The 24,905-nt window shown below is 35.9% G+C and carries 25 protein-coding genes; 7 read left to right on the plus strand and 18 right to left on the minus strand.

Annotated elements, in window-relative coordinates; all coding sequences use genetic code 11:
- Positions 1–48 precede the first annotated feature (48 nt).
- The gene (locus tag AB9K26_RS09905; RefSeq protein WP_369972409.1) at positions 49–228 is read right to left on the minus strand and encodes a hypothetical protein; all 180 of its coding nucleotides are present in this window, start codon (positions 226–228) and stop codon (positions 49–51) included.
- A 188-nt stretch (positions 229–416) separates the two neighbouring features.
- Between AB9K26_RS09905 and fumC the strand changes: the two genes are divergently transcribed.
- The 3 genes from fumC to hutI all read left to right on the plus strand — a co-directional run bounded on the left by fumC (position 417) and on the right by hutI (position 4,569).
- Positions 417–1,814, plus strand: a complete 1,398-nt coding sequence (gene fumC / locus AB9K26_RS09910) for a class II fumarate hydratase (protein WP_369972410.1) — start codon at positions 417–419, stop codon at positions 1,812–1,814.
- A gap of 41 nt (positions 1,815–1,855) precedes the next feature.
- Complete coding sequence (locus AB9K26_RS09915; RefSeq protein WP_369972411.1) at positions 1,856–3,247, plus strand: T9SS type A sorting domain-containing protein; 1,392 nt, start codon at positions 1,856–1,858, stop codon at positions 3,245–3,247.
- An 83-nt stretch (positions 3,248–3,330) separates the two neighbouring features.
- Positions 3,331–4,569, plus strand: a complete 1,239-nt coding sequence (gene hutI / locus AB9K26_RS09920; protein ID WP_369972412.1) for an imidazolonepropionase — start codon at positions 3,331–3,333, stop codon at positions 4,567–4,569.
- Positions 4,570–4,626: 57 nt separating this feature from the next.
- On the opposite strand, the gene AB9K26_RS09925 is transcribed toward hutI, so the two are convergent.
- Positions 4,627–5,508: a chromosome partitioning protein ParA gene (locus AB9K26_RS09925; protein ID WP_369972413.1), complete on the minus strand. Its 882-nt coding sequence runs from the start codon at positions 5,506–5,508 to the stop codon at positions 4,627–4,629.
- A gap of 109 nt (positions 5,509–5,617) precedes the next feature.
- On the opposite strand from AB9K26_RS09925, the gene AB9K26_RS09930 reads away from it, so the two are divergent.
- Positions 5,618–6,646 carry a formimidoylglutamase gene (locus tag AB9K26_RS09930; RefSeq protein ID WP_369972414.1) on the plus strand — a complete coding sequence of 343 codons (1,029 nt, stop codon included), beginning with the start codon at positions 5,618–5,620 and terminating at the stop codon, positions 6,644–6,646.
- Positions 6,647–6,759: 113 nt separating this feature from the next.
- On the opposite strand, the gene AB9K26_RS09935 is transcribed toward AB9K26_RS09930, so the two are convergent.
- From AB9K26_RS09935 to AB9K26_RS09970, 8 genes are all read right to left on the minus strand, one after another.
- Complete coding sequence (locus AB9K26_RS09935; RefSeq protein ID WP_369972415.1) at positions 6,760–8,463, minus strand: DUF4199 domain-containing protein; 1,704 nt, start codon at positions 8,461–8,463, stop codon at positions 6,760–6,762.
- A 30-nt stretch (positions 8,464–8,493) separates the two neighbouring features.
- On the minus strand, positions 8,494–9,036 hold the full coding sequence (locus AB9K26_RS09940; RefSeq protein WP_369972416.1) for a hypothetical protein: 543 nt from the start codon (positions 9,034–9,036) through the stop codon (positions 8,494–8,496).
- 48 nt (positions 9,037–9,084) lie between these two features.
- On the minus strand, positions 9,085–10,320 hold the full coding sequence (locus AB9K26_RS09945; protein ID WP_369972417.1) for a DUF6638 family protein: 1,236 nt from the start codon (positions 10,318–10,320) through the stop codon (positions 9,085–9,087).
- Positions 10,308–10,904, minus strand: a complete 597-nt coding sequence (locus tag AB9K26_RS09950) for an NUDIX domain-containing protein (protein ID WP_369972418.1) — start codon at positions 10,902–10,904, stop codon at positions 10,308–10,310. The genes AB9K26_RS09945 and AB9K26_RS09950 overlap by 13 nt, the downstream gene beginning before the upstream one ends.
- Positions 10,905–10,906: 2 nt before the next feature.
- The gene (locus AB9K26_RS09955) at positions 10,907–12,868 is read right to left on the minus strand and encodes an AAA family ATPase (protein WP_369972419.1); all 1,962 of its coding nucleotides are present in this window, start codon (positions 12,866–12,868) and stop codon (positions 10,907–10,909) included.
- A 139-nt stretch (positions 12,869–13,007) separates the two neighbouring features.
- Positions 13,008–13,346, minus strand: a complete 339-nt coding sequence (locus AB9K26_RS09960; protein ID WP_369972420.1) for a GIY-YIG nuclease family protein — start codon at positions 13,344–13,346, stop codon at positions 13,008–13,010.
- A gap of 35 nt (positions 13,347–13,381) precedes the next feature.
- Positions 13,382–14,425, minus strand: coding sequence for a hypothetical protein (locus tag AB9K26_RS09965; RefSeq protein ID WP_369972421.1), 1,044 nt, complete (start codon positions 14,423–14,425; stop codon positions 13,382–13,384).
- Positions 14,426–14,559: 134 nt separating this feature from the next.
- On the minus strand, positions 14,560–15,903 hold the full coding sequence (locus AB9K26_RS09970; RefSeq protein ID WP_369972422.1) for a microtubule-binding protein: 1,344 nt from the start codon (positions 15,901–15,903) through the stop codon (positions 14,560–14,562).
- 169 nt (positions 15,904–16,072) lie between these two features.
- On the opposite strand from AB9K26_RS09970, the gene AB9K26_RS09975 reads away from it, so the two are divergent.
- Both AB9K26_RS09975 and AB9K26_RS09980 read left to right on the plus strand, forming a co-directional pair.
- Positions 16,073–16,912 carry an MBL fold metallo-hydrolase gene (locus tag AB9K26_RS09975; protein WP_369972423.1) on the plus strand — a complete coding sequence of 280 codons (840 nt, stop codon included), beginning with the start codon at positions 16,073–16,075 and terminating at the stop codon, positions 16,910–16,912.
- A gap of 92 nt (positions 16,913–17,004) precedes the next feature.
- Positions 17,005–17,235: a hypothetical protein gene (locus AB9K26_RS09980; RefSeq protein WP_369972424.1), complete on the plus strand. Its 231-nt coding sequence runs from the start codon at positions 17,005–17,007 to the stop codon at positions 17,233–17,235.
- Positions 17,236–17,304: 69 nt separating this feature from the next.
- On the opposite strand, the gene ettA is transcribed toward AB9K26_RS09980, so the two are convergent.
- The 6 genes from ettA to AB9K26_RS10010 all read right to left on the minus strand — a co-directional run bounded on the left by ettA (position 17,305) and on the right by AB9K26_RS10010 (position 21,313).
- The gene (gene ettA, locus AB9K26_RS09985; protein WP_369972425.1) at positions 17,305–18,996 is read right to left on the minus strand and encodes an energy-dependent translational throttle protein EttA; all 1,692 of its coding nucleotides are present in this window, start codon (positions 18,994–18,996) and stop codon (positions 17,305–17,307) included.
- On the minus strand, positions 18,996–19,178 hold the full coding sequence (locus AB9K26_RS09990) for a CAL67264 family membrane protein (protein ID WP_369972426.1): 183 nt from the start codon (positions 19,176–19,178) through the stop codon (positions 18,996–18,998). Before AB9K26_RS09990 ends, ettA begins: the two co-directional genes overlap by 1 nt.
- 103 nt (positions 19,179–19,281) lie before the next feature.
- Entirely contained in the window at positions 19,282–20,007 is a 726-nt protein-coding gene (locus tag AB9K26_RS09995) for a pirin family protein (protein ID WP_369972427.1), read from the minus strand.
- Between the two features lie 51 nt (positions 20,008–20,058).
- Complete coding sequence (locus tag AB9K26_RS10000) at positions 20,059–20,496, minus strand: MarR family winged helix-turn-helix transcriptional regulator (RefSeq protein ID WP_369972428.1); 438 nt, start codon at positions 20,494–20,496, stop codon at positions 20,059–20,061.
- A gap of 3 nt (positions 20,497–20,499) precedes the next feature.
- Positions 20,500–20,781, minus strand: a complete 282-nt coding sequence (locus tag AB9K26_RS10005; RefSeq protein ID WP_369972429.1) for a GNAT family N-acetyltransferase — start codon at positions 20,779–20,781, stop codon at positions 20,500–20,502.
- 1 nt (position 20,782) lies between these two features.
- Positions 20,783–21,313 (minus strand): NADPH-dependent FMN reductase, encoded by a 531-nt coding sequence (locus tag AB9K26_RS10010; RefSeq protein WP_369972430.1) that lies wholly within the window; start codon positions 21,311–21,313, stop codon positions 20,783–20,785.
- A 137-nt stretch (positions 21,314–21,450) separates the two neighbouring features.
- Between AB9K26_RS10010 and AB9K26_RS10015 the strand changes: the two genes are divergently transcribed.
- A complete protein-coding gene (locus AB9K26_RS10015; RefSeq protein WP_369972431.1) occupies positions 21,451–23,094 on the plus strand; it encodes an acyl-CoA carboxylase subunit beta in 1,644 nt (547 codons plus the stop codon).
- A 2-nt stretch (positions 23,095–23,096) separates the two neighbouring features.
- Here the strand turns inward: AB9K26_RS10015 and AB9K26_RS10020 are convergent, their stop codons facing one another.
- The gene (locus AB9K26_RS10020; protein ID WP_369972432.1) at positions 23,097–23,696 is read right to left on the minus strand and encodes a hypothetical protein; all 600 of its coding nucleotides are present in this window, start codon (positions 23,694–23,696) and stop codon (positions 23,097–23,099) included.
- 90 nt (positions 23,697–23,786) lie between these two features.
- The gene (locus AB9K26_RS10025) at positions 23,787–24,851 is read right to left on the minus strand and encodes an AMP-binding protein (protein ID WP_369972433.1); all 1,065 of its coding nucleotides are present in this window, start codon (positions 24,849–24,851) and stop codon (positions 23,787–23,789) included.
- Positions 24,852–24,905 lie beyond the last annotated feature (54 nt).

Here is a 24,905-nt window from a genome sequence, read left to right on the forward strand (position 1 = left end):
AAAAAAGGAAACCGAAATGGTTTCCTTTTTTTATATAATGATGACAATTTAGCTTTTTGCTTCCAATTGCTGTTTCTTTTCTGCTTTCTTTTCCTTGAAACGTTCAATTAAAGAACCTCCAATCCAATAAGGCACAACAAATGTGATTAAAAAAATCATCAACCAAAAACCAATGGTCAAAATGGTTAGAAACGCTAAAAATCCTAAATATTGATCAAATTCAAACATGTCGTTGCTTTTTGTTTGCACAAAGATAAAACAATCTTCAGTGTTATACAATACTAAAATTGTGATTTATTAACAGGATATTAAAAGATCCTTTTCAATTGACATTTCATAAAATTAAAAGGACAAATAGTAAACATTTACTGAGCAAAAGTCTAACTTTGTAGAATTAATTCATTACTCAAATTATTATGGAATTCAGAATAGAAAAAGACACAATGGGCAAGGTAAATGTACCTGCTGATAAACTTTGGGGAGCACAAACAGAACGTTCAAGAAACAATTTTAAGATTGGACCTTCTGCATCTATGCCTATGGAAATCATTTATGGCTTTGCGTATCTTAAAAAAGCTGCTGCTTATACAAATGCCGAATTAGGTGTTTTAGCTTCTGAAAAACGTGATTTAATTGCTCAAGTATGTGACGAAATTTTAGAAGGAAAGCACGACGATCAATTCCCATTGGTAATTTGGCAAACCGGGTCTGGAACCCAAAGTAACATGAATGTTAATGAAGTCATTGCCAATAGAGCTCATCAATTAGCTGGTAAAGTTATTGGCGAAGGTGAAAAAACCATTCAACCCAATGATGATGTCAACAAATCGCAATCTTCAAATGATACCTTTCCTACGGGAATGCATATTGCCATCTACAAAAAAGTAGTAGAAACAACCATTCCAGGTGTCATTAAATTACGAAATACACTCCATAACAAATCATTGGAATTCAAGGATGTTGTTAAAATAGGTAGAACACACTTGATGGATGCTACTCCTTTAACACTCGGACAAGAATTTTCTGGTTATGTGTCACAATTAGATCATGGCTTAAAAGCCTTAGAAAATACCTTAGCACATTTGTCTGAATTAGCTCTTGGTGGAACAGCTGTCGGAACAGGTTTGAATACTCCTGAAGGTTACAGTAGATTAGTTGCTGAATATATCTCTAAGTTCACTGATTTACCTTTTGTTTCAGCTGATAACAAGTTTGAAGCTTTGGCTGCTCACGACGCTTTAGTGGAAACGCATGGAGCGCTCAAACAATTGGCAGTCTCCTTAAACAAAATTGCTAACGATATTAGAATGATGGCTTCTGGTCCAAGAAGTGGTATTGGTGAAATCATTATTCCAGCTAATGAACCAGGAAGCTCTATCATGCCTGGCAAAGTGAATCCTACACAATGTGAGGCCTTAACCATGGTATGTGCCCAAGTTATGGGAAATGATGTAGCCGTAACCGTTGGTGGAACTCAAGGTCATTATGAATTAAATGTGTTCAAACCTGTGATGGCAGCTAATGTCTTGCAATCGGCACAATTAATTGGTGATGCATGTGTAAGTTTTGATGAGCACTGCGCTTCTGGAATTGAACCAAATCATAAAATTATTAAGCAATTATTGAATAATTCTTTAATGCTCGTTACTGCACTAAATACCAAAATAGGCTATTATAAAGCTGCGGAAATAGCAAATACAGCTCATAAAAACGGAACGACATTAAAAGAAGAAGCTATCAATCTAGGTTATGTTACTGCTGAGGAATATGATCAATGGGTTAAACCTGAAGATATGGTTGGTAGTCTTAAATAATTCACTAACTTTAAGATTATCAATTAATTAAATATTTAACTATGAAACAACAACTACTCTTCATTGCCTTTATTTTATGCTATCTAAACTCGACTTCGCAAACTACTTTTAGCGCGAAACAACCCATAAATACCTCTACAGGAGATGCACCTTTTGTGATTGATTCTGGACTTTTGGATGCCGATGCATTTGTAGATATCGTTATTGGAACATATCTAGGAAATACTGTTGAATGGTACAAAAATAATGGTGATGGTACCTTTACACTGCAACCTCTTATTTCCTCAAGCATTTTGGAATGTGGTAGCGTGAAAATTGCGGATCTTAATGGAGATGGTTACAATGATGTCTTGGCCTCAAATTTTGCTGATGATGAATTGGTATGGTTTGCCAATGATGGTAGTGGTAATTTCGGGACAGAACAAATTATTTCTAGTAGCATTGATGGTTCCAGCGGAATTGTTACAGGTTTTATCGATTCAGGAACAACTGTCGATGTTGCTGTGGTAGCTTTTAATTCTGGAGATACTGTCTGGTTTTCAAATGATGGAAGCGGTAATTTTACAGGTCCGAATTCAATTGCCTCAGTTTCTGGAAGTGGACCTGGAAATCTTGATCTTGCCGATTTTGACGATGATGGCGATTTAGATGCCGTTATAATGAACTCTGGCATTGGCACTTTTGAGCTTTATTATAATAACTTGGTTCCAAGTGGAAGTGTTAGCTTCACTATAGATCCAAATACAGTCACCTCTGGAGAGGTGTATCCTTTTGATGTCAGATTTGCTGATGTTGATGGTGATATGAATCTAGATATTATTGCTGTTGATTTATTTGGTGGTGCTTCTGGGTTAGGATGGTACAAAAAGGAAATGGATGGCACGTTTTCAGAAACTATTATACCAACTTCAATTGCCAATCCATCAACAGCAATGTTTGAAGATATGGACAACGATGGCATTAAAGATATCGTACTAAGTAGCGGAACTTCAGGTGCAGGAAACGATATCACTTGGTTCAAAAACTTAGGTTCAGGTTCTTTCGGAGCAGAACAGGTAATTGATAACACCCAAAGCCAAGCTTATGCCTTTACCATTGCCGATTTTGATAATGATGGTGATAAGGACATTGCCAATATTGCCTATAACAATGATGATTTGAATTGGTTCGAAAATGAATTGATCACATTAAGCTTAAGTTCTTCCTCTACTGAGTCAATTGCAATGTTTCCAAATCCTGCTGTTGATTTTGTGAATTTCAAGGGAATTGATCAAGAAATCAATGTCGTTATCTACAATATGATTGGTGACGAGGTCTCAAAAGCAACATTAAATAATCACCAAACAACAATTGACATTAAAGATCTATCTTCAGGTGTTTACATAGTTGAATTTGAAGGGTTTTCACAAACAAAACGATTGATCAAGCAATAGATGATATTTTTTAATTCAATTTTTAAAACGCTAGTCTATTACTAGCGTTTTTTTTTTTGAAAATTTAACCTATATTTATTTCCATGTCTACACTAATCACCAATATTAAAGAACTTGTTCAAGTTCGAGAAAACAATGTCACTATTGTCAAAGGTAGCGACATGAAAAATTTACCTGTTTTAAAAAACGCTTATGTTTTAATTGAACATGATACTATAGTTGAATATGGAACTATGGATAACGTTGATGGTATTGAAGCTGAAGAAATCATTGATGCGACGGGAAAAATAGTTTTACCTGCTTGGTGCGATTCGCATACCCATTTGGTTTATGCTGGTAATCGTGTTCAAGAATTTGTTGATCGTATTAACGGTTTAACTTACGAAGAGATTGCCAAACGTGGTGGTGGCATTTTAAATTCTGCTGAAATGCTTCAAAAAACTTCTGAAGAATACCTTTATAATCAGGCTTCTGATCGTTTGAAAAAGCTTATCAAATTGGGAACTGGAGCCATTGAGATTAAGTCTGGTTACGGACTTTCAATTGAGTCAGAGTTAAAAATGCTTCGTGTTATTAAACGCCTAAAAAAAGTATTTCCAATAAAAGTAAAACCAACATTGCTGGCTGCTCACGCGGTTCCAAAAGATTATTTAAACAATAAAGTTGGTTTTGTAGATTTAGTTGTTGATCAAATGATTCCTGCAGCAGCAAATGAACGTTTAGCAGAATATATTGATGTCTTCTGTGAAAAAGGCTATTTCGATTTAGAAGATACCGAACGTATCCTAAAAGCAGGAACCGAACATGGTTTAAAACCTAAAATCCATGTCAATCAGTTTAATGCCTTTGGTGGCGTTGGTCTCGCAGTTAAATACAATGCCTTATCAGTCGATCATTTAGAAGAATTGAATCCAGAGGATATCAAGGTCTTAAAATCTTCTGAAACAATACCTGTTGCCCTACCTGGATGTTCCTATTTTTTAAGCATCCCTTACACGCCAGCAAGATCTATTATAGATGCTGGATTACCTTTAGCATTGGCGACAGATTACAACCCTGGATCAGCACCAAGTGGCAATATGAATTTTGTACTGGCTGCAGCCTGTATCAAAATGAAAATGACGCCTGAGGAAGCTATTAATGCAGCAACTATCAATGGCGCGTATGCCATGGAAGTTTCAAATATGTATGGCAGTATCTGTCGTGGTAAAAAAGCAAACCTCATCATTACCAAACCCATTCCTAATTATCAATACTTAACTTATGCTTTTGGTGATAATTTGATTGATACAGTGATTATTAATGGTATAAAATATGAATAAAAAAAAACCCAAAAGCATGATGCTTTTGGGCTTAGATTTCAAATCAATCAATCAAAATTATCTCAACGTGAATTCAGAGGTTGAAATCAATTCTCTTTCATTGAAGACATTAATGACATAACGTCCTTCTTCAAAGTCTTCATTTGGAGCAATAAACTCACAAATGTCTAAGTTTTTATTTTCGTAATTAAACTTACTGATTAAACTGTAGTTCAATACTGTGTCATCAAATTGTACTTGTTCGTTCACACCCAAAACATTGTTTTTAGGGTCTAACACTTGAACATAAAGTTCCTTATCTCCTGCTCCAACCAAAGCATTTTTAGCAACGGTATAGCATACTCTAATCTTATCACTACGCTTTGCACGTTCAGTTGGAATTAATTTCCCGGAATTTCTCTCAATCACACCAAAACCTTTTAATCCAACGGTTTGCAATACAGCTGCATTTTCTACAACTTCAGATAGTTGCGTGTTTTGAACTAATAATGAATCAGTAAACACAGCACGTTCGGCTAATTGTACATTTGTACTATCTAACGTTGTTGCCAAGAGCTCATTTTCAGTTTTTAGTTTATCGTTTTCAGTCAATAATACATCCATTTCTTCTTGAAGTGCTAAGAATTTCTTTTTGTATCTCCATAAACTATTCACACTGTTTTGTGATATCTTCAACGAATCCATTAATCCTTGGATACGCTCTCTTGCTTCAATAAGATTCTGATTGGCAACATCATTTTCCTTAATGGCAATATCATATTGCTTTGCCATTGAGCTCAAATCTGCCATAACTTGTTCTTTCTCTCTAGTTAGTGTAGCCTCATTTTCTTGTTTGTCTTTGTACAACTTGGATGTGTAAAAAGCTGTACCTAAAAAAAGGGCTAATAAAATTCCTAAAGCAATCTTTAACCCAATACTTTTACTGTTTGAATTTTCCATAATTTACTTTTGTCTATTGGTTATTTAAAACGTTAATTCTTTCTTTTTTGTTTAATGCTGAAAATAAAAAACTGTACTTTTATTCAATCAAATTTAATCATTTAAGTTCATGGAACACTTAAAGCCGTTTACAAAAACTGATTTAAAATCGGTATTAAAAAAACGATCAAAAGAGACCAAATTTGGAGAACATGTTTTATTGCTTCCAGACTTCAGTGATATATACGTTCAATTACAAAAGTTAGACGTTAGCTATGTGATTTTTGGAATCAAAGAAGATGTAGGAGTTTTCGCTAACCTAGGCAATACTGGGACTTTTAACGCATGGGAACACGCGATTAAAATTTTGTTAAATATACAAAGTAACGTTCATACACATGCACAAAAAGTATTGGTTTTAGGACATTTTGAATTTGATTCCTATCAATCAAAACTTGAAAAATTAAATCAAAACAAATCTAAGGATCTGCAAAAGGCCCGAAAATATGTCTCTAAAATAGATGCTGCTGTAACCCATTTAGTGTCTTTAATAGTTAGTGCTGGAAAAATCCCAATCATTATTGGTGGCGGACACAACAATGCCTATGGAAACATCAAAGGTTCAGCGTTGGCCTTAAAACGTCCTATACATGCCGTAAATTTCGATGCACATCATGATTTTAGAGCCGAAGAAGGTCGACACAGTGGGAATGGCTTCAGTTATGCCTACAGTGAAGGATTTTTGAAGAACTACTTTATTTTTGGTTTACATGAAAACTATACTTCAGACCGAATTTTTAAAACCTTAGATAAAATCAAGGCTGTACAATACAATACTTTTGAAGCTATGGCTGTTCGGAAGGAATTAAAATTTAAGGAAGAAACCCAAAGAGCTTTAGATCATGTATCTGAATCACATTTCGGATTGGAAATTGATTGCGATGCCATTCAAGGAATTTCAAGTAGTGCCATGACACCTAGCGGATTTTCTGTTACGAAAGCCAGACGCTTTGTGCATACATTTGCCTTGCAAAAAAATGTTACCTATCTACATATTTGTGAGGCTGCTCCAACCGAAAGTAATGCTGGTCAGATTGGCAAGTTAATCTCCTATTTGATTACTGATTTTATTAGAGCACATCAAACGTCTAATTGTTGAGTAACAAAATAATTAGTTTGTAAATAATAACTAACATAAGTAGTGCCGCAAGAATAAATGCGATTATAATCTGAAACCTAGTATAGGTTTTAAAACTTTCCCAAAAGGATTGCTTACTCATTCTTTTGTAGCGCTTTTAGTGAATCCAATTTTTGCTGAAGGGCTTCAATTTGTTTTTCATTATCATCCTGACTTGGCATAGCCATAATTGAATCTACCGCTTGCTGAATCAATAAATCCTCATCTACCATCTTTTCTTGAAAATAATAGCCAATTCCTTCACTGGCTCGCCAAGCTTCACCTAATTGGTCATAAACGGTTTTATCCCAAGTACTTGGATGTTTGACATCAATCCAAATCACATCGCGATATTCACTATCGATTAAAACCAAATCAGGTGTGGCTGCACCATCAAACTGCTTAGAGTTGGTTTCACTAATCGCAGAAATGGTTCCCAAGAAGAACAGACGCTTCCTTCCGGCAATATCCTTAATGTATGGCCTGAATTCGGTTGGTGTATTCGCATTCCAATCGTATTCCTTGCGAGATTCCCTTACCTTTAATGGCATTGCAGAAACACCTGCATATCCTTGTTTTTTGGCAGCATGGTCATAATAATATAACTTGTCAGTTCCATCAGCTGGAATAAAGACACTATAGCTTAGACTTGTTCGCTCTGCTCCCACAGGTTCCAGTCCGAACCAATGATACAAGCCACTATACGCATTGGTATTACTTCCAGCAAAATCGAAATCGGTTACATAAGGTTGCTGATTTTGATCTTTAGGCATATCAGGAATCTTAACGGCTGTTTCCATATTCCATGGTAAAGGATCACTGAAACCTCCTAAAAATTTCAAGGATTCTGCTTGGAGTCGCGATACTTTTTCTGCTAAGGTGTTTTGTTTGTTCAAATATGGATAATCCTTCATTTCCTCTGGAGCAATAAAAGTTCCCTTTCCAATGGCAATACGTTCTAAATAATCGTTGAAATCGTGTTCGCCATTATCGATAACCATCACTCCACCAAAACTTGGATATGGAAAAAAGAAGCCTTTCCATTTAATCAAACTCACCACTTGTACCCATTCACCATTGTCGTTTTTCATGTAGAAGGTGTCACTTGGTTCATAATTGACCAACATCCACGGATTGAAACGTTGTACCACAGCGTTATAAGTATTTCGACTAAATTTAAGGGTTTCACCAATAGAGAATGTTACTGGAATACGGTTTTCAGCTGAAAATCGTGGAAACGGTGTTGTACTCGATACGGCAAACACCTCTTCCGTATTATCACTGATACGCTGCATCACATACTTTTCAGATGGTTGTATTGCCATCGTCCATTTATTTTCATCATCAACACGAACCAAATGTGGCAATGACACATCTTTAGTTTCTCCCACACTTTCATTGGCCATTGAGAAAATGTTTCGTAAGGGTTGAATACGTTCGTTTTGAGTTAATGGTAATTCGTTGATTTCAACTTTATCAAGATCATTGAAAACATTATAGGTTTTCATATAGTCATAAAGCTTTAAATGCCAACCCACTAAATAGATCAATGCAAAAAATGCGATGAGTAAAGCCAAAATTCCCAATCGACCACCTGTACTAGCCGTTTTTCTAAACTTTTTAAGTCCGAACACCAAAACCAGAATGCTCAAAAGAATTATGAAAATATACTTTCTGACAAACAACAGCGCTGGTTGGTAATCATCACGCAGCACGAATAGAGCAATAAGCAATACGAGACCCAAAATAATGGTTATGGTTTTCTGCTTTCGTCCTTTATTCCAATATCTTTTTATCATGTAAATGAATTTTTGTCAAATTATGACTTCCTATAACAATCCTTTATCCTTTAAGCGTTCTCGAGCTGATTTCTGATCGGAATCTGGCTGTGGATCGGTTTTGATTTCTTTTTTGGCTTCTTCAACCACTTTGTTGTCTTTATTCTTGATATCCTCTATGAAGTCCTTTCCCTTTTCCACAACAGAATCAAACTTATCCTCTAAAGTTTCACTTTGCTTTTCGATAACCTTAGTGGATTTCAAAATGAAATTCGCCAAATACGTCCCAACCAAAGTACCCACCACTACTGAAGCCAAAGCAGATACGGCATTGTAATTACCAAAAATTTCGAAAGGCGTTAAAAACTGAACCAATACGGCCAGAATTAGAAAAATGGAGACAATGAAAATAAGTCTGGGAATGAAAGGTTGTAAGTAAATAAATCCTTTTTTGCTGTCTGGAGCCATTTGCAACTCCTTACTATTGACCATTTTATTAACAAAACGGTATACTGAATTCCCATTGGATTCTCTCCAATACAGGAAAATTCCAAATAATATAGCAGCAATAAAAATGATTAAATCTATTCCCATAATGGTATTGGTTTTGATATCAGACTTTATAAAGTTAGTCTAAATTTCCTAAATATTGTTACGAATGGTCTCAATAACCCAATCCTGTAAGGAGCTATCCCAGGTTTCATATAAGCGATAGAATTCTTCCTTATCATACCAATATAAAAAGAGCACGTCCTTAGGAGAGATATTTACCAAAAGCTTCCATATCAAATCTTGATGTTTAGGATGTAAACTCGAATGCGGTTCATGCATCGCGTCGAACAAATCCTCATCAATAATATCTGAGATTTTGTATTGATTACTCACTTCCAATTTTTCAAGATAGCGCTCCACACCCATGATTTTCTTTCGGGTGTCAATATCAACCTTATTCAAATAACTTTTAAACAATAAAGGATCATTTAAAATATCCCGAATGGGATGATGGGTATCCTTTAAATGGCTTGCAAGTTCATACTTTTTGATACGTTCATAGCGTTTGGTCTTTACTATTTCCTCAAGATCGTAAGCAATAATGATATGATCTCGCAATTTCTCTAACAGTTCTGGTTGGGAAATATGGAATATGAGTACATCATGTATAGTATCCTTTATCGCTTCCTTGTACCATTTCATATCTTCATAAACCAAAATCGGAGAAATGAAATCACGAAGCACGTACACGCCTCCAAAAGCTTTGGTATAAAAAGAACTGACTTTAAAATCGATACCTGGAATCTCCAGATTTCGTTGTCGCAAATCACCATAGGTTTTTGCTGAAGATAATAATTGATCGTGTAAATCCTCATCAATGAAGTTATGCCCTTGCTTAAATTTCTCAATCAATGCAAACTGTTCCTGTTGTTGATGATACAGATTATTCATCAAATGGAAATTGATATGAATAACGTTATACTTCAGTACATCCAAGGGTTCATAAAAGGCATCAATTCTCTGATCAAAATCCAGACAAATTGCCGAATCACGAGTAATATCATTGATTTTATCTCCATAGGATTTAAACACCTGTTGCATCATATCACGATCAAAGGTATGATTAGGCAAGTAAACAGGTTTATTATTCTGTAAAGGGGAAATGATAATACCATGCGGATTCGATTCACCGTTGCTCAAATAATTTTGGTCTTTCTTTTCCTCTGCAATTTCAGGGCTCCAACCAATACCATCAATAGAAAATTTGGCAAGCTTGGTTTCAGTAAAACCGAGCTTTTTCAAACATTGGTTGTAACGTTCTACCAATTTACCTGAGATTGGTATCAGTTCGCTTCTATATAAATTGGCCTGTTTTAATTTTTGCATGGCAATAAATTATGGATTAGGGCATATTGCAGTAGGATAATTGTCTTTGCGTCAACGATGTTACCATTTTGCAAATCGTTTATAACTTCTGCAAATGGTACCTCTACAACCTCAATATCTTCATTTTCAGTAATCAATCCGCCTCCTTTTTCGGTTTTCATGTCATCGGTATATTCACCTACAAAACAAGCAAATCGTTCAGTGCTTCCTCCAGGAGTTGCATACGCGTTATAAACCTGTTTTAGTTTTGGAATATCAAAACCTGTTTCTTCTAAGATTTCGCGTTGCATTGCTTTTTTTGGCGACAAATCATTTTTATCGACAATACCTGCAGGCACTTCCAATAAAAATCCAGTTGTATCGCCATTGAGATAAGCAGGTAATCGAAACTGTTTTACCATTAACACGGTTTGTCTTTTTTTATTGAAAACTAATGCAGCTGCAGCATTTCCCCTATCAAGGACTTCCCATGTATTTTGAATCCAACCTCCATTTTCCTGCTGATAATCAAAACGGATTTCCGATAGATTAAAAAACTTATCAGACAATGTATTTCGTTCTATAATGTGTACTCGTTTACCCACAGTTACTGTTTATTCTGAAATTGTTCTCGAGCTTCCAAATCGATATTTAACTGATTTACCCTAGCATCTACCTTACGTTTAAAATCAGTATCAGCAATCGTAGCCACATTATCGAGATAACGCACCACTTCTTGTCGCCTGATTTCAGAAAAATCCAAGCCTTTCATATTGGCTCGCATCAATTCCTGTAGCATATTGAATTTGGTCTCGTAGTCTTTCTTGAAATAGTATTCTGGATTTTCGAACCAGTCTTCCTCCAAGTCAAAATCCGTTAAACGCAAGGAGATGGCGCTTTGAATATTCCTCACATCACGAGAGGAGAAGAAAGGAAATATCTTTTGAATCTCTTTATATAAATTAGCAAAGAATAAGTGCTGATTCGTGCTAAAGCTTTTTTCCACCTTTTCGTACACCTCAAGAACACGTTCTTCGGTTGGTTTATCTGTTAGCTTCAAAATTTCTCCCATGTTCTTGGCCAGACCTTGATTTTGAAGATAGCTATAATTCTCAGGACCTTGCATGTTCACGAAATCTGGCATGGTATCGTCAAACTTTCGCCACCACAAATGATCTTGATCTAAAAAGTCATGTTCGGTACGAGCACCATCAATTTTAAAACGCCCTTGCACACGAGAAATGACCGCTTTATCCAACATTTCAGGTAAGTTGGTAAACAATCCAATAGAACTGTTGCCATAATTCACCGCATAAGCACCTTCCGTATATCTCAAGAACACTCCTATCACTTCCTTAACACCAGCCGAAACTCCTTGAGCAGTACGTTCCTGTAAGTTGTTTTCGGCATCATCAATTGGTGCAAAAATCAATTTTGAAGGATCTTGCAGTGGTTTCATCCACTCTACCATCTTTTCTGCGGAACCGCCTTGGAAAGTTGAAATCAATGTGTCTGGCATTGGATGAAACAGAAATGGAATATCCAAATGGTCGCAATGTTCTTTTAAGCGCGTGGCAATGGCAGCAATCAACATACTTTTTCCTGTACCAGGAATGCCATAGCCCATAAATACCGGCATAAATCCGCCTAATTCCTGAAACGGATTCTTTTTGGCTGTAAAATCGTAGCTCAGCATACGCTCGGTCAATCGTCGCGCAAAATGCTTGGCATCTCTATTACCCACGATTTGTTCAAATTGGATTTTATTAAACTCTACACTTTTGGCAGCACCTTGAAACACATTGTCCCATCCTGAAACTGCAAATTCGGAGTTTTCTAATTTGTAGGTTCTATCGGTAATACTTTCAGTATATTCCAAATTACTTTTACGCATTTGGATTTCAGCAATCAAGGCTTCAAAAAAGACGACCGTAAAATCGACAACATCCTTATCGGATTTAATCATTTCAGGATGATCGAGATACTTGTCGTAATAAAACAGCATACAGGAAATTCCTTTAAGAGGTGACATAAGAGATACTTCAGGAATGCCAGCAAATTTGTTTTTCATCACACTCAAATCATCGGAAGCCACAGTACGTAAATCATGAAGGATTTTATAAGCTGTAGAGAATAGCATAAAAGCCGTAGCCGTTTGCATCTTACTTTCATACTCACGTATTCCTGAACGGTCTAAAGCAGATTTGTTTTCAGATAAAGTAGATAATCCAGAGGCATCATAATAGCTATCCTTGATCCAAATCCCTAAGGTTAAGCCTTCCTGAACGGCATAAAGTGTTTGATTCAATAATACAGGAATCGCAATGGATTCAGGTAGTAATCGCTTTTTTAATTCCAAAATGGTTTTGGAGACTGAAGACGTTCCTGCGCCACCATTTCCTTTTGCACGAGATAAATACAATAAAATGGATTCATCCTTAGCGTCCTTATCTTTATTCTTTGCACGCTGACCTTGCTCCCATTGCACACTTTTAATGTATGATGTAGCTTCATCGCGTAGCATATCAAGTTCATTTTGATTTATAGGAAATGTTGAGTTGTGTTCCATATTGTGTTTTTATATTATTTTAACTTGTAGATTCTGCGTCGAAGCGCAGAATGACATTATAGTTTGATTCAGTAAATTTTAATTTTGTTATTATTATAGTATTACAATTTTTGTCATCCTGAACTTGATTCAGGATCTATTAATATTTCCATTTTGATGCTAAGTCGGTCCACGCAGGATTTGTATTTTCTATTAAATCAATTTTCCACTGTCGATTCCAGTTTTTCAATTGTTTTTCTCTTTTTATGGCATCATTTACTTGATGGAATAATTCATAATAGATTAATATGTTTAGTCTATATTTTTTCGAAAAACCATCAACCAATTTATTTTTATGTTCAAATATTCGTCTTTCTAAATTATTGGTCATTCCAATATATAAAGTTCCATTTTTCTTGTTTGAAAGTATATATACATAATATTGATGACCATTTTCTTTCATTATTAATGGATTCTGCGTCGAAGCGCAGAATGACAAGTCATTGATTTTTGAGTTACTACCAATTCTCTTTTTTATTTCAAAACAAGTTTTGGCATTTCAATTGGTGGTTTTGCCAAACGGTTCATGACTTCTGGGTTTTTGTTATACAACAATTGAATGATACGATGTGGCGCAAACACATACTGTTGCTTAATCACATCACTCCATTTTTGAAGGGTTTGTTTACTGAAGTAACCACCCTCGGTAAATTCACTACCTGAATAGACTTCATCTATTTTCATCGTCATTGCATAAGATTCCAAAGGAATGTCTTTACTGGCTATACTTTGTAAAATCGTATGTGTCACTTCATTTTCATCTTTTGCGAATACATTGTGTAAGGGTCCCAGATCAATACGTTTGATATGCTTTGGTCTTACATCCGTTAATTTTCTATCGATGCCATACGCCATAGTATCCAAATCCATTTTACGGTCTGCCGTGTTTTTAAGTACCTCGTAGATACTGTTTTTTGCACTCTCAACCGATTTTCCATCAAAATCAAAATACATGTAGCAAACAAACGGTCGGTTATGAGCGACATCAAAAAAACTCCAACTCGTCATGTATTGCGCTGAAGCGGTATCTGAAGCTTCAATGATTTTCCCTTGAACAAATCGGTTAAAAATATACTTCTGCTCTACTGAGGTATAATACACGATAGAAGCCGCCTGAAATAGTTTATGTCTGCTAATGGGTTCTTTACGTTTTAACAATTGGTCGAGAAACTCCTCTTGAAGTTCACTGACATCCTTTAGTTTATTGATGTAATTATTACGTAAGGACAAATCATTAAAGAGGTAACGGAATTCCAAATAATTTGGAAATCCAGATTCAGTAAGATCGACTTTCATGTTATCCTCTTCGTCATACATATACTTGATACGCATGGCTTCGATGGAATACAAGAGCAAATCACAATATTGCTTAAAGAACACCAATTCCTTTTCGGTACATAGCTTTTCCTTTTGAATGCTCACAATCAATCCCTTGAGCACAAAATCCACCATTTTATGGTAGAATATGTACTGTTCTTTAGAATCTAATATTGCGGAATCTAATGGAGTTACAATCATAATCTATAATGAAAGCAAATAATTTAAGGTTTGCGTTAAGGATTGAATGGGTTGTTTGAGCTCCTCGAAGAGAGCGAGCCAAGAAAGCCTGACCCTCTGTCGCAAAAGCGTCAGAGGGAAACGCCCTCAAAAGTTTAGCTCAATAAGTCATCATTATCACCTTCTGGCTTTGGTGCGTCGTTGGCATCACCATCGTCTCCAGAAGGTTGAGACGCTTCAGCTTTATAGTAATCTTCAAAAATCTCTTTCATATCGATGCCATAACGCTCAGCGAAATTCTTTTGGATATCAACATCCTTAGCACGAATTTCCTGTAAGGCTTCAGCATAACTACTGTATACACCTTGCATTACTTTTTCGTGAACCGGAATATTGTCCATCATTTCCTGACGAGCCTTGGCACTAGCCGTATGCATAGATGCTAAAGTTTCACCGATATGTTCATCGGTCTTCACACCTAAATGCTCTAGGATAGCAGCAAATTCCTGATCGGTTCTTGCTTTTAAAGCCACCACATAACCATCATAGTATTTGAGTCGCTCTTCAGTATCACTCTTCAATTTCGCACGATGCGTTTGCAGGTTACTTCGTAAAGAAGTCAATACCTTAATGGTCAAGTTATGCTTATGTACAAAACTATCTTTTGAAGCCGCTAGAGTTGTGTAAGCATTTTTAAGTCCTTCAAGTTCCTCAACTTCCTGTTCGAGAGTTGTGACATTACCAATGGCTTGTGCATACTCAGCCGATTGTTTATCGGCTATTTCTTCCAAAGCTTGTCTAGCCTGTTTTAAAGCCGCATACTTTTCCTCAAGCTTAGCCTCTACCTCTTTCTTTTTCTCAAGAGCCTTGGTGTGATTTTTAGTCGCTTCGACAATAGCCGTTTGCAATTTATCCTCAACTTCCTTGATTTCAACCTCACGATTCTTAAGACGTGTAACGGCAGCTTGTGATTTATAGCTTAACTCACTTAATAGGGTTTGAACATCTGCCGTTTCAATACGTTCCTGAAACATGGCTTTTGCCTTATTGTCGGCAGCATCACGTTCTTTTTGAGCTTGTGCGAGTTCATCTTGCGCCTTTTTGATTTTACTTTTTCGTCCCCATAGGTTATTCCACCAGGTATCTGGTTTTGCTTCGGCATCTTCAAGTTCGACTTTGGCACGCTCCAAACGCTTGATAGCATCATCAATGACTTTTTGCTCATCAGCATTAAGGGAAGAGAATTTTTCAAAAAGAATACCGACTTCATCTTGATAATCGGTTAGATCCTTAATGGCATCCAAAAGTGTGGAACGGTCTTGCTCTGCCATCTTAACAACATCATCAAGCGTGGCATTTAAGATTTTCTGACGACTTTCAGGATCATCCTCCTGTGCTAATTTAGATTTCATAGTGTCAATGGCTTTTCCCCAATTGACATCTACTTTTTCGCTTTTTTCGTTAGAATTGGTTTCCAATAAGTCAAAATCGTCAGACATAGTTGATAGTATTTAAATAATTGAACTGAATTTAGGGTAAGCAATTTCGTTAAAAATTATGATTTTAGAAACTTAAAGTGCTTAAAATATCAGTAGTGTGTTTTAAAAAAATGTTACAAACTTTATTCTTTCGTCTTTTGTGGTTATCTTTAGTAAAAACCAAAAAAATATGAAATTTTTAAAAACCTTATCTCTTGCCTTATGCTTACTAATAATGGCATGTAAGACTGACAAAAAATCTGAAACAGAATCAGAAAGCGATGTTGAAAAGGAAATCATGGAAGTAGAGATGGACTCAGAAGATGAAGCTAAAGAAGTGGAAAGCCAGGTTGCAATTCATCCAATTTCCCACGGAACTTTAGCCTTGGAATATAAAGACGTTGTTTTTTATGTGGATCCAGTTGGTGGTGCCGAAGCTTTTGAAGGTCAAAAACCACCAACACTTATTTTGGTTACCGATATTCATGGTGACCACCTAAATGTAGAAACTCTACAAGCGGTAAAGACTGCAAACTCGAAAATTATTGCACCACAAGCGGTTGTGGACCAATTACCTGATGATTTAAAAGCACAGGCTTCTATTTTAAGTAATTTTGAAAGCAAAAATTATACGATTGGTGATGCAAAATTAACTATTGAGGCGATTCCGATGTACAATCTTAGAGAGGAAGCCTTAAAATTCCATCCAAAAAACAGAGGCAATGGCTATGTACTGACCTTAGGTGAGGAACGTGTTTATATTTCCGGAGATACTGAAGATATTCCTGAAATGCGAAATCTTAAAGATATCGATATTGCTTTTGTCTGTATGAACCTTCCTTACACTATGACTGTTGAAAGTGCAGCAGATGCTGTATTGGATTTTAAACCTAAAAAGGTATATCCATATCATTATCGAGGTACAGAAGGATTAAGTGATGTAGATTCCTTTAAATCTATGGTTAATGAAGCTGACAATAGCATAGAAGTAGCACTAGTTGATTGGTATGATAATTCCGATGAACTGTAAATGTTAAAATGTAACTTTTTTATTATTAAATAGTTGGCATTTGGATTTAAATCGTATATTTGAGGACCAAATCTAACTAAACTCGTAACATTATGTTAGTTTCTATTCTAGCTTCAATCCCTCTCGTTAGTACAACGCAACTCACAATAGTACTTATTGTTACTGCTGTTATTTTTGCTTTTTTTATTGGCATTGCAGTTATTAAAATGTACAAATTAAAAGCCGAAAATAAACGCTTGATGGATCGAAGCAAATATAAGTCTGATGTTGATAAAGAATATAAGGACTTTACTGACGGACACCTTTACGATTCCAATAATTAAATTCAAATTATAACATAAATAAAAAAAGCCAGTTTCTAGAAACTGGCTTTTTTTGGTATATGCTTATTATTAGCGTACTAGCTTCTTATATTTGATTCGCTTAGGCATGATATCGGCACCTAAACGTTTCTTTCTATTCTCTTCATAATCGGAGAAGCTTCCTTCAAAGAAATACACTTGACTATTGCCTTCGAATGCTAAAATATGTGTACAGATACGATCTAAAAACCAACGATCGTGACTAATAACTACAGCACAGCCTGCAAAATTCTCAAGACCTTCTTCTAAAGCACGTAATGTATTGACATCAAGATCATTAGTTGGCTCATCTAAAAGTAATACATTACCTTCTTCTTTAAGTGTCATTGCTAAATGAAGTCGGTTTCGCTCACCTCCAGAAAGCAATTTTACAGCTTTATTCTGTTCACTTCCAGAAAAGTTAAAACGGCTTAAATAGGCTCTGGAATTTACTTGTCGTCCTCCCATCATAACTAATTCTTGTCCGTCGCTAAAATTCTGCCAAATGGTTTTTTCAGGATCGATATTGGAATGGGATTGGTCCACATAAGCAATTTTAGCGGTTTCACCAACCACAAATTCACCCTTATCAGGTGTTTCTTCACCCATAACCATTCTGAAAATTGTGGTCTTACCAGCACCATTAGGTCCGATTACACCAACAATACCAGCTTGAGGCAGATTGAAATTTAAGTCTTCGTATAGCAACTTATCACCATAGGCTTTACTTACACCTTTAGCTTCAATAACATTTGTACCAAGTCTCGGACCGTTAGGAATATAGATTTCAAGTTTTTCTTCCAATTGTTTTTGATCTTGGTTCATGAGTTTATCGTAGTTCTTCAAACGTGCTTTTTGTTTGGTCTGACGACCTTTAGCACCTTGACGCACCCATTCCAACTCACGCTCTAGAGTTTTTTGTCGTTTAGAAGCTGCCTTGTTTTCTTGCGCTAAACGCTTTGATTTCTGATCTAACCATGACGAATAATTTCCTTTCCAAGGAATACCTTCACCTCTATCGAGTTCAAGGATCCAACCAGCAACATTATCAAGGAAGTACCTATCGTGTGTTACTGCAATTACGGTTCCTTTATATTGAGCCAAATGATGCTCCAACCAATGCACAGATTCCGCATCCAAGTGGTTGGTAGGTTCATCCAACAGTAAGACATCTGGTTCCTGCAGTAACAATCGGCATAAGGCTACACGACGACGTTCACCGCCCGAAAGGACGCCAATTTTCTTATCACCTTCAGGAGTACGTAAAGCATCCATAGCAATTTCCAATTTGGTATCCAATTCCCAAGCATTGGAGGCATCGATTTGATCTTGAAGTTCGGCTTGTCTATTCATGAGCTTTTCCATTTTATCAGGATTGCTATAGACTTCTTCCAAACCGAACATGTCATTTATTTTATTGTACTCTTCAAGAATAGCAACCGTTTCTGCAGCGCCTTCACGAACGACTTCCATAACGGTTTTATCATCGTCCAATTGTGGCTCCTGTTCTAAATAACCTACTGTATATCCAGGAGAAAATACGACATCGCCTTGATAATTTTTATCAACACCTGCAATGATTTTCAATAAAGTTGATTTTCCCGAACCGTTCAGACCTAAGATGCCAATTTTAGCACCATAGAAGAAGCTTAAGTAGATATTTTTAAGTACTGGTGTATTAGCCGATTGAAATGTCTTAGTGACACCAGACATTGAAAAAATGACTTTTTTATCGTCGCTCATTATACTCTTCCTTTTAACGCATTAAACACCCAAGCAATAGCAAAGAATCCGATTCCTACCGACGCAAATCCCCAACCTGCAACTTCATCATATCGAAAGGCACCTAATGCTATTAATCCTAAACCTACAATTATCATTATAGTGGTAGCCCATGCCAACACTGTATTTTTATTCATTGCCATCTATCGAAATTTTATTTTAGTTAGTGAATGCAAATATCGTGTTTTTTAAATAAAAAAGCACCACAAAATGTGGTGTTGAATTCTCATCTATTCAAAATATCACTTAAAGTGATAGCATTGGTACTTCAATAAAAAGCAATTCAGTATTATCGCTAGCTTTAATTGAAATATCATTTGCTTCTGATACTCCAATAGCATCCCTTGATTCCAACTTATGTCCTTCAATATCAATAGTTCCAGAGATATTCATAATATAAACTCCATGCTGATCACTTTTCAAATTGTAAATAAAGGTATCACCTGAATTTAAATTAATACGGGATAATCTCGCATCTTGATGGATTTTTAAACTTTCGGAATGCGTATCACTAAACGAACTTACCAAAGTCTGCAATTTTCCTTGTCGATCCTCAGGATTAAAACGCTTTTGATCGTAACGAGGTTCAACGCCTTGTTTCTCTGGAATGATCCAAATTTGAAACAAACTTAGATATTCATCAACAGAACCGTTTATTTCAGAATGCTGAACACCAGTTCCTGCACTCATCACCTGAACTTCTCCTGGTAGTACTTCTTGCCATTCGGAATGCATGTTATCACGATGTTTTAGCACGCCTTTTAGCGGAATGGTAATGATTTCCATATTATCGTGAGGGTGCGTACCAAAGCCCATTTTTGGTGCTATGGTATCATCATTCAGGACACGAAGAGCGCCAAAATGAATTCTTTCAGGGTTAAACCAACCTGCAAAACTAAATGAATGATTCGCTTGAAGCCAACCATGATTTGCAAATCCTCTACTCTCAGCTTTATGTATTATAGTTTTCATATTATTAAGATATTCAAATATTTTCCATGGAAAATATATAATAAAAAAAGGTTAACGCATTTTATCTAGCAGATTGCTTAACTGCTTTGCTTCTTCTTCATTTAGATTTTTTATCAAATCTTTATTGAAATCAATTGGAATAGACTCTAGTAATTCCAAGCCTTGTTTTGTAATGGCTATTTTCACGACTCGTCTATCGTTTTCAGATGGAAATCTTTCAATTAATTTTTTGGCACAAAGCTTATCCATCAATCGCGTAGCATTTGGTGAGCGTTCCAACATTCTATCTTTAATCGTTTGAACCTTCAAGGCCTCTCCTGCTCCTCTGAGAATTCGAAGGATGTTATATTGTTGAGGTGATATGCCATAGGACTTAAAAAATTCATTCTGACAGCTATTCACCCAATTTGCAGTATATATTATATTGAGCAATGCTTTGGTTCGATAATTTTCGAAAGTTGAATTGATGTCTTTTGATAAATCTCCCATGCTCTAAAATAAAACGTCTTTATACTCCGTTTTTTTCTTGAATGCTGAAGCCGTAAACGGACATAATGGCAAAATTTTTAAATTTTGAGTCCTAGCAAATTCAACTACAGATTCCAATAGTTTATAACCAACACCTTGACCTTTCAAAGACTCATCGACTTCCGTATGATCGATAATGATTTTATCATTTCCAGCATAACTGTAAGTCATTTCAGCTTTTGTCACTCCTTCTGCTTGAATGTAAAACCTTCCTTTATTGTTGTTATCGTATTGACGGATTTTCATTTTATAATGCTTCTTGAAAAGTTTTGATATGTGTCAAAAGCTGTTGGTTCAGCTCTTCATTTGTTATTTTACCATTGTCAAAATTATTACTAAATGAAGGTAATGAATATGTACCAATTATATTGGCATCGTGAAATGGAAATCGTTCAGCAGCAACTCCCAATACAGATTGTCCGCCTCTAGCTCCTGGTGAAGTAGCCATTAACAACATAGGTTTTCCAAAAAAAGTTTTTGATTCCAATCTTGACATCCAATCGAATACATTTTTAAATGCTACAGTATACGCACCATTATGTTCTGCCAAGGACAAAATGATACCATCAGTCGTTTCAATATGTTTCAAAAACGTTTTTGCTTTTTCTGGAATACCTTGCTCCTTTTCCAAATCGATACCATAAAGTGGCATCTCAAAATCATTCAAGTCTAAGATAGTCACATTAACATCTTCTACCAAAGAGCTGGCATAAGATACCAGTTGTTGGTTGATGGAAGTTTTACTGTTACTACCTGCAAATGCTATTATATGTTTCATTGTCATTAATTATTTGATACAAATGTACATCAAAATAATTTATTTTCCAAGGAATATATTTCCATGTAACTATTTTAACAAAACATTCACTTTTTAATCCGTTTTGGGTTTCGTAAATTCGTGGAAATATTTTTTCTATGGATTTAAACTTCAATAAAAACGAAGATCATAATAAATTACAGTTATCCGATTTAAGAAAACGCTTAGCAAAAGTCAAATTGGGTGGTGGTGAAAAACGCATTGAAAAGCACCATGCAAAAGGAAAGATGACAGCAAGGGAACGCATTGATTATTTGTTGGACAACAAAATGCCTTCCATTGAGATTGGTGCTTTTGCCGGAAATGACATGTATCAAGAGCATGGTGGTTGTCCGTCTGGTGGTGTCGTGGTAAAGATTGGATATGTAAAAGGGAAACAATGTATTGTTGTTGCCAATGACGCTACAGTAAAAGCTGGTGCATGGTTCCCTATTACTGGAAAGAAGAATTTACGTGCCCAAGAAATCGCCATTGAAAATCGATTGCCAATCATATATTTAGTTGATTCCGCTGGAGTATATCTTCCTATGCAAGATGAAATTTTTCCTGATAAGGAGCATTTCGGACGTATATTTAGAAATAATGCGGTTATGAGCAGTATGGGAATCACACAAATTGCTGCTGTTATGGGAAGTTGTGTAGCTGGAGGCGCCTATTTACCAATCATGAGTGATGAAGCTTTAATTGTTGAAAAAACAGGTAGCATATTCTTGGCTGGTAGTTATTTAGTGAAAGCTGCTATAGGAGAAAGTATAGATAATGAAACTCTTGGAGGTGCATCCACGCATTGTGAAATTTCTGGTGTAACTGATTATAAGGCTAAAGACGATAAAGATGCTTTGGAAACAATTCAGCGTATCATGGATAAGATCGGTGATTATGACAAAGCTGGTTTTAATAGAATTCAATCTAAAAAGCCTTCTGAAAATCCGGAGGATATTTTTGGCATCTTACCGCGCTCTCGTGCTGATCAATACGATATGAAGGAAATCATTAAGCGATTGGTTGACAATAGTGAGTTTGATGAATACAAAGAAGGTTATGGGAAAACCATTATCACAGCTTACGCTCGTATTGATGGTTGGGCTGTTGGTATTATAGCCAATCAACGACATATCGTAAAAACCAAAGGTGCTAAAACCAAGCCTAGCGAAATGCAATTTGGTGGTGTCATTTACAATGATAGTGCAGATAAAGCCACTCGATTTATTGCAAATTGTAACCAAAAGAAAATCCCATTGGTATTTTTACAGGATGTTACGGGGTTTATGGTTGGTAGCAAATCGGAACATGGTGGCATCATCAAGGATGGTGCAAAAATGGTCAATGCTGTCAGTAATTCGGTAGTACCAAAGTTTACCATTGTTATAGGTAATAGTTATGGCGCTGGAAATTACGCCATGTGCGGAAAAGCCTATGACCCAAGGTTAATTGTTGCTTGGCCTAGTGCTGAACTTGCTGTGATGAGTGGCAACTCTGCTGCTAAAGTTTTGTTGCAGATTGAAAAGGCCTCACTTGAAAAACAAGGTGAAAAAATCACAGAGGCTAAAGAAAAGGAGCTGTTTGATAAAATCAAAAGTCGCTACGACAATCAGGTGTCACCTTACTATGCTGCAGCACGATTATGGACCGATGCTGTGATCGATCCTTTAGATACTAGAAAATGGATCAGTATGGGAATTGAAGCAGCTAACCACGCTCCTATTGAAAAACCATTCAATATGGGTGTTTTGCAAGTCTAAGATCAATCCTTAATTACTGATATCAATTCTGGCAACAGAGCCATAGCTGTTATCAGCACAGCATTATTTTTCTTTTTTGAGGTTGTATTTTGGGAAACTTCACTGTCTTGACTAGATGCATAAGGATTTCTAATCATTACGATGGTGTTTATAGCATCTTCCAAAAAATGCTCAGTAGTATATTGATAAGCCAGTTCTATTCCATCTTCATGAAACTCTTTTACGCTAGGTTTTAAGTGCTCTAAGGTATAAGCTATAGTGGTCATTTCTTTAGGTGACGACTGTTGAAGTGCAACACCATTAAATCCTGAATAGGTCAAGATAGATATAAAATCATCCTCAGTCAAACGTTCAGAAATCAATTTAAATCCTTGCCTCAAAATGACTTTTTCCTCAGTTCCAATGCCTTGCTCAGAAGTTTGAAGTAAGAAGACCATGTTTGAAATGTCTTGAGGAGAATCTAAAGATTTTCTTTCTATGTTATTTACTATAAAAGAAATGAATTGATCTATGGAAACAGATTTCGTTTCTATGTTAAGTTCCTGTGTATTGGAACCAAATGCACAAAGCATTGTTGCGACAGTTAATACAATTGTTTTCATAAGATTGGTTTTAATGGTTTACTTAAAACTAAAACCAAATATTATAATATAACAATGCTAGTTAGCGAACTGCATATATGACTTAGCGAACTAGCTCAAAACCACATCCAGAATTTTTTGGCGTTGCAACTTTCCAGTTTCGGTTTCCATAAATTTTTGAATATTATAAACTGCTTTCGGAACTTCATACTTTTCCAATTGGGAAAAAATATCACGATCAAAATCTGTAGAGTCTCCTTCAACAACCATAATTACTTTTTGCCCGAAATCCTTATCAGATTCTGAAGCGATAAAAAACCGTTGCTCTATCAAATCTTGAAGCTTATACTCAATGAGCTCAGGATACACTTTTACACCACCAGAATTGATCATGTTATCACGTCGGCCCATATGGCGAAACTCATTCTCAGAAACAAGCTCAATCAAATCATTGGTCACAATCGTATCAGAATTAAGTTTAGGAGCTTTAATCACCAAACAATCACTATCGTCCTTACTTATGGAAATATGAGGCAAGGTTTTGAAAACATCATTATTAACATCTGTGTGATTTAATGGCTTAACCGCAACATGACTGATTGTTTCTGTCATACCAAAGGTTTCATAGATATGAGTTGGTAATTCTTGTAGTTTTTCAACTAAGGATTTTGAAACATGAGCTCCTCCTACTATAAGTGTTTTAATATTGTCGATTCTGGATATCGAATTTTTGAGTTGTAAAGGAATCATCGCTGCAAAATCATACGGTTTCTGGTGATCATAAGGTGGATGTAATGTTGGTACTACCATCTCTAATTCCAATCCGAGAATCATAGCACGAACCAGCATCATTTTTCCTGATATATACCGACTTGGCAAGCAGTGAAGTGCTGAATCACCAGGCTTTAATCCAAAATAGTCACCAGTCATTATAGCCGAATTCACCATGGCACTTTTTTCTAGTTTTATAGATTTTGGCAATCCGGTTGTACCAGAGGTTCTCACCAAAACATAATCCTTTTCATCTAACCAATCCAGTAAAAAATTGCCAACAACCTGCTCATAAGGCTCTCCTTCCTTAACAAGACTATAAGCAACTTCTTTTAGGTCATCATGGTCATAAGAAATACCATTTAGCTTAAATTTTAAGTGAATTTTATCAAAGGTAGGAGTCATTTTGGTATAGTATTAGATATACAGGTTTTATACTATTTTTAACGTAACAAAGTT

The organism is Psychroserpens sp. XS_ASV72 (assembly GCF_041224425.1).
GTDB lineage: Bacteria > Bacteroidota > Bacteroidia > Flavobacteriales > Flavobacteriaceae > Psychroserpens.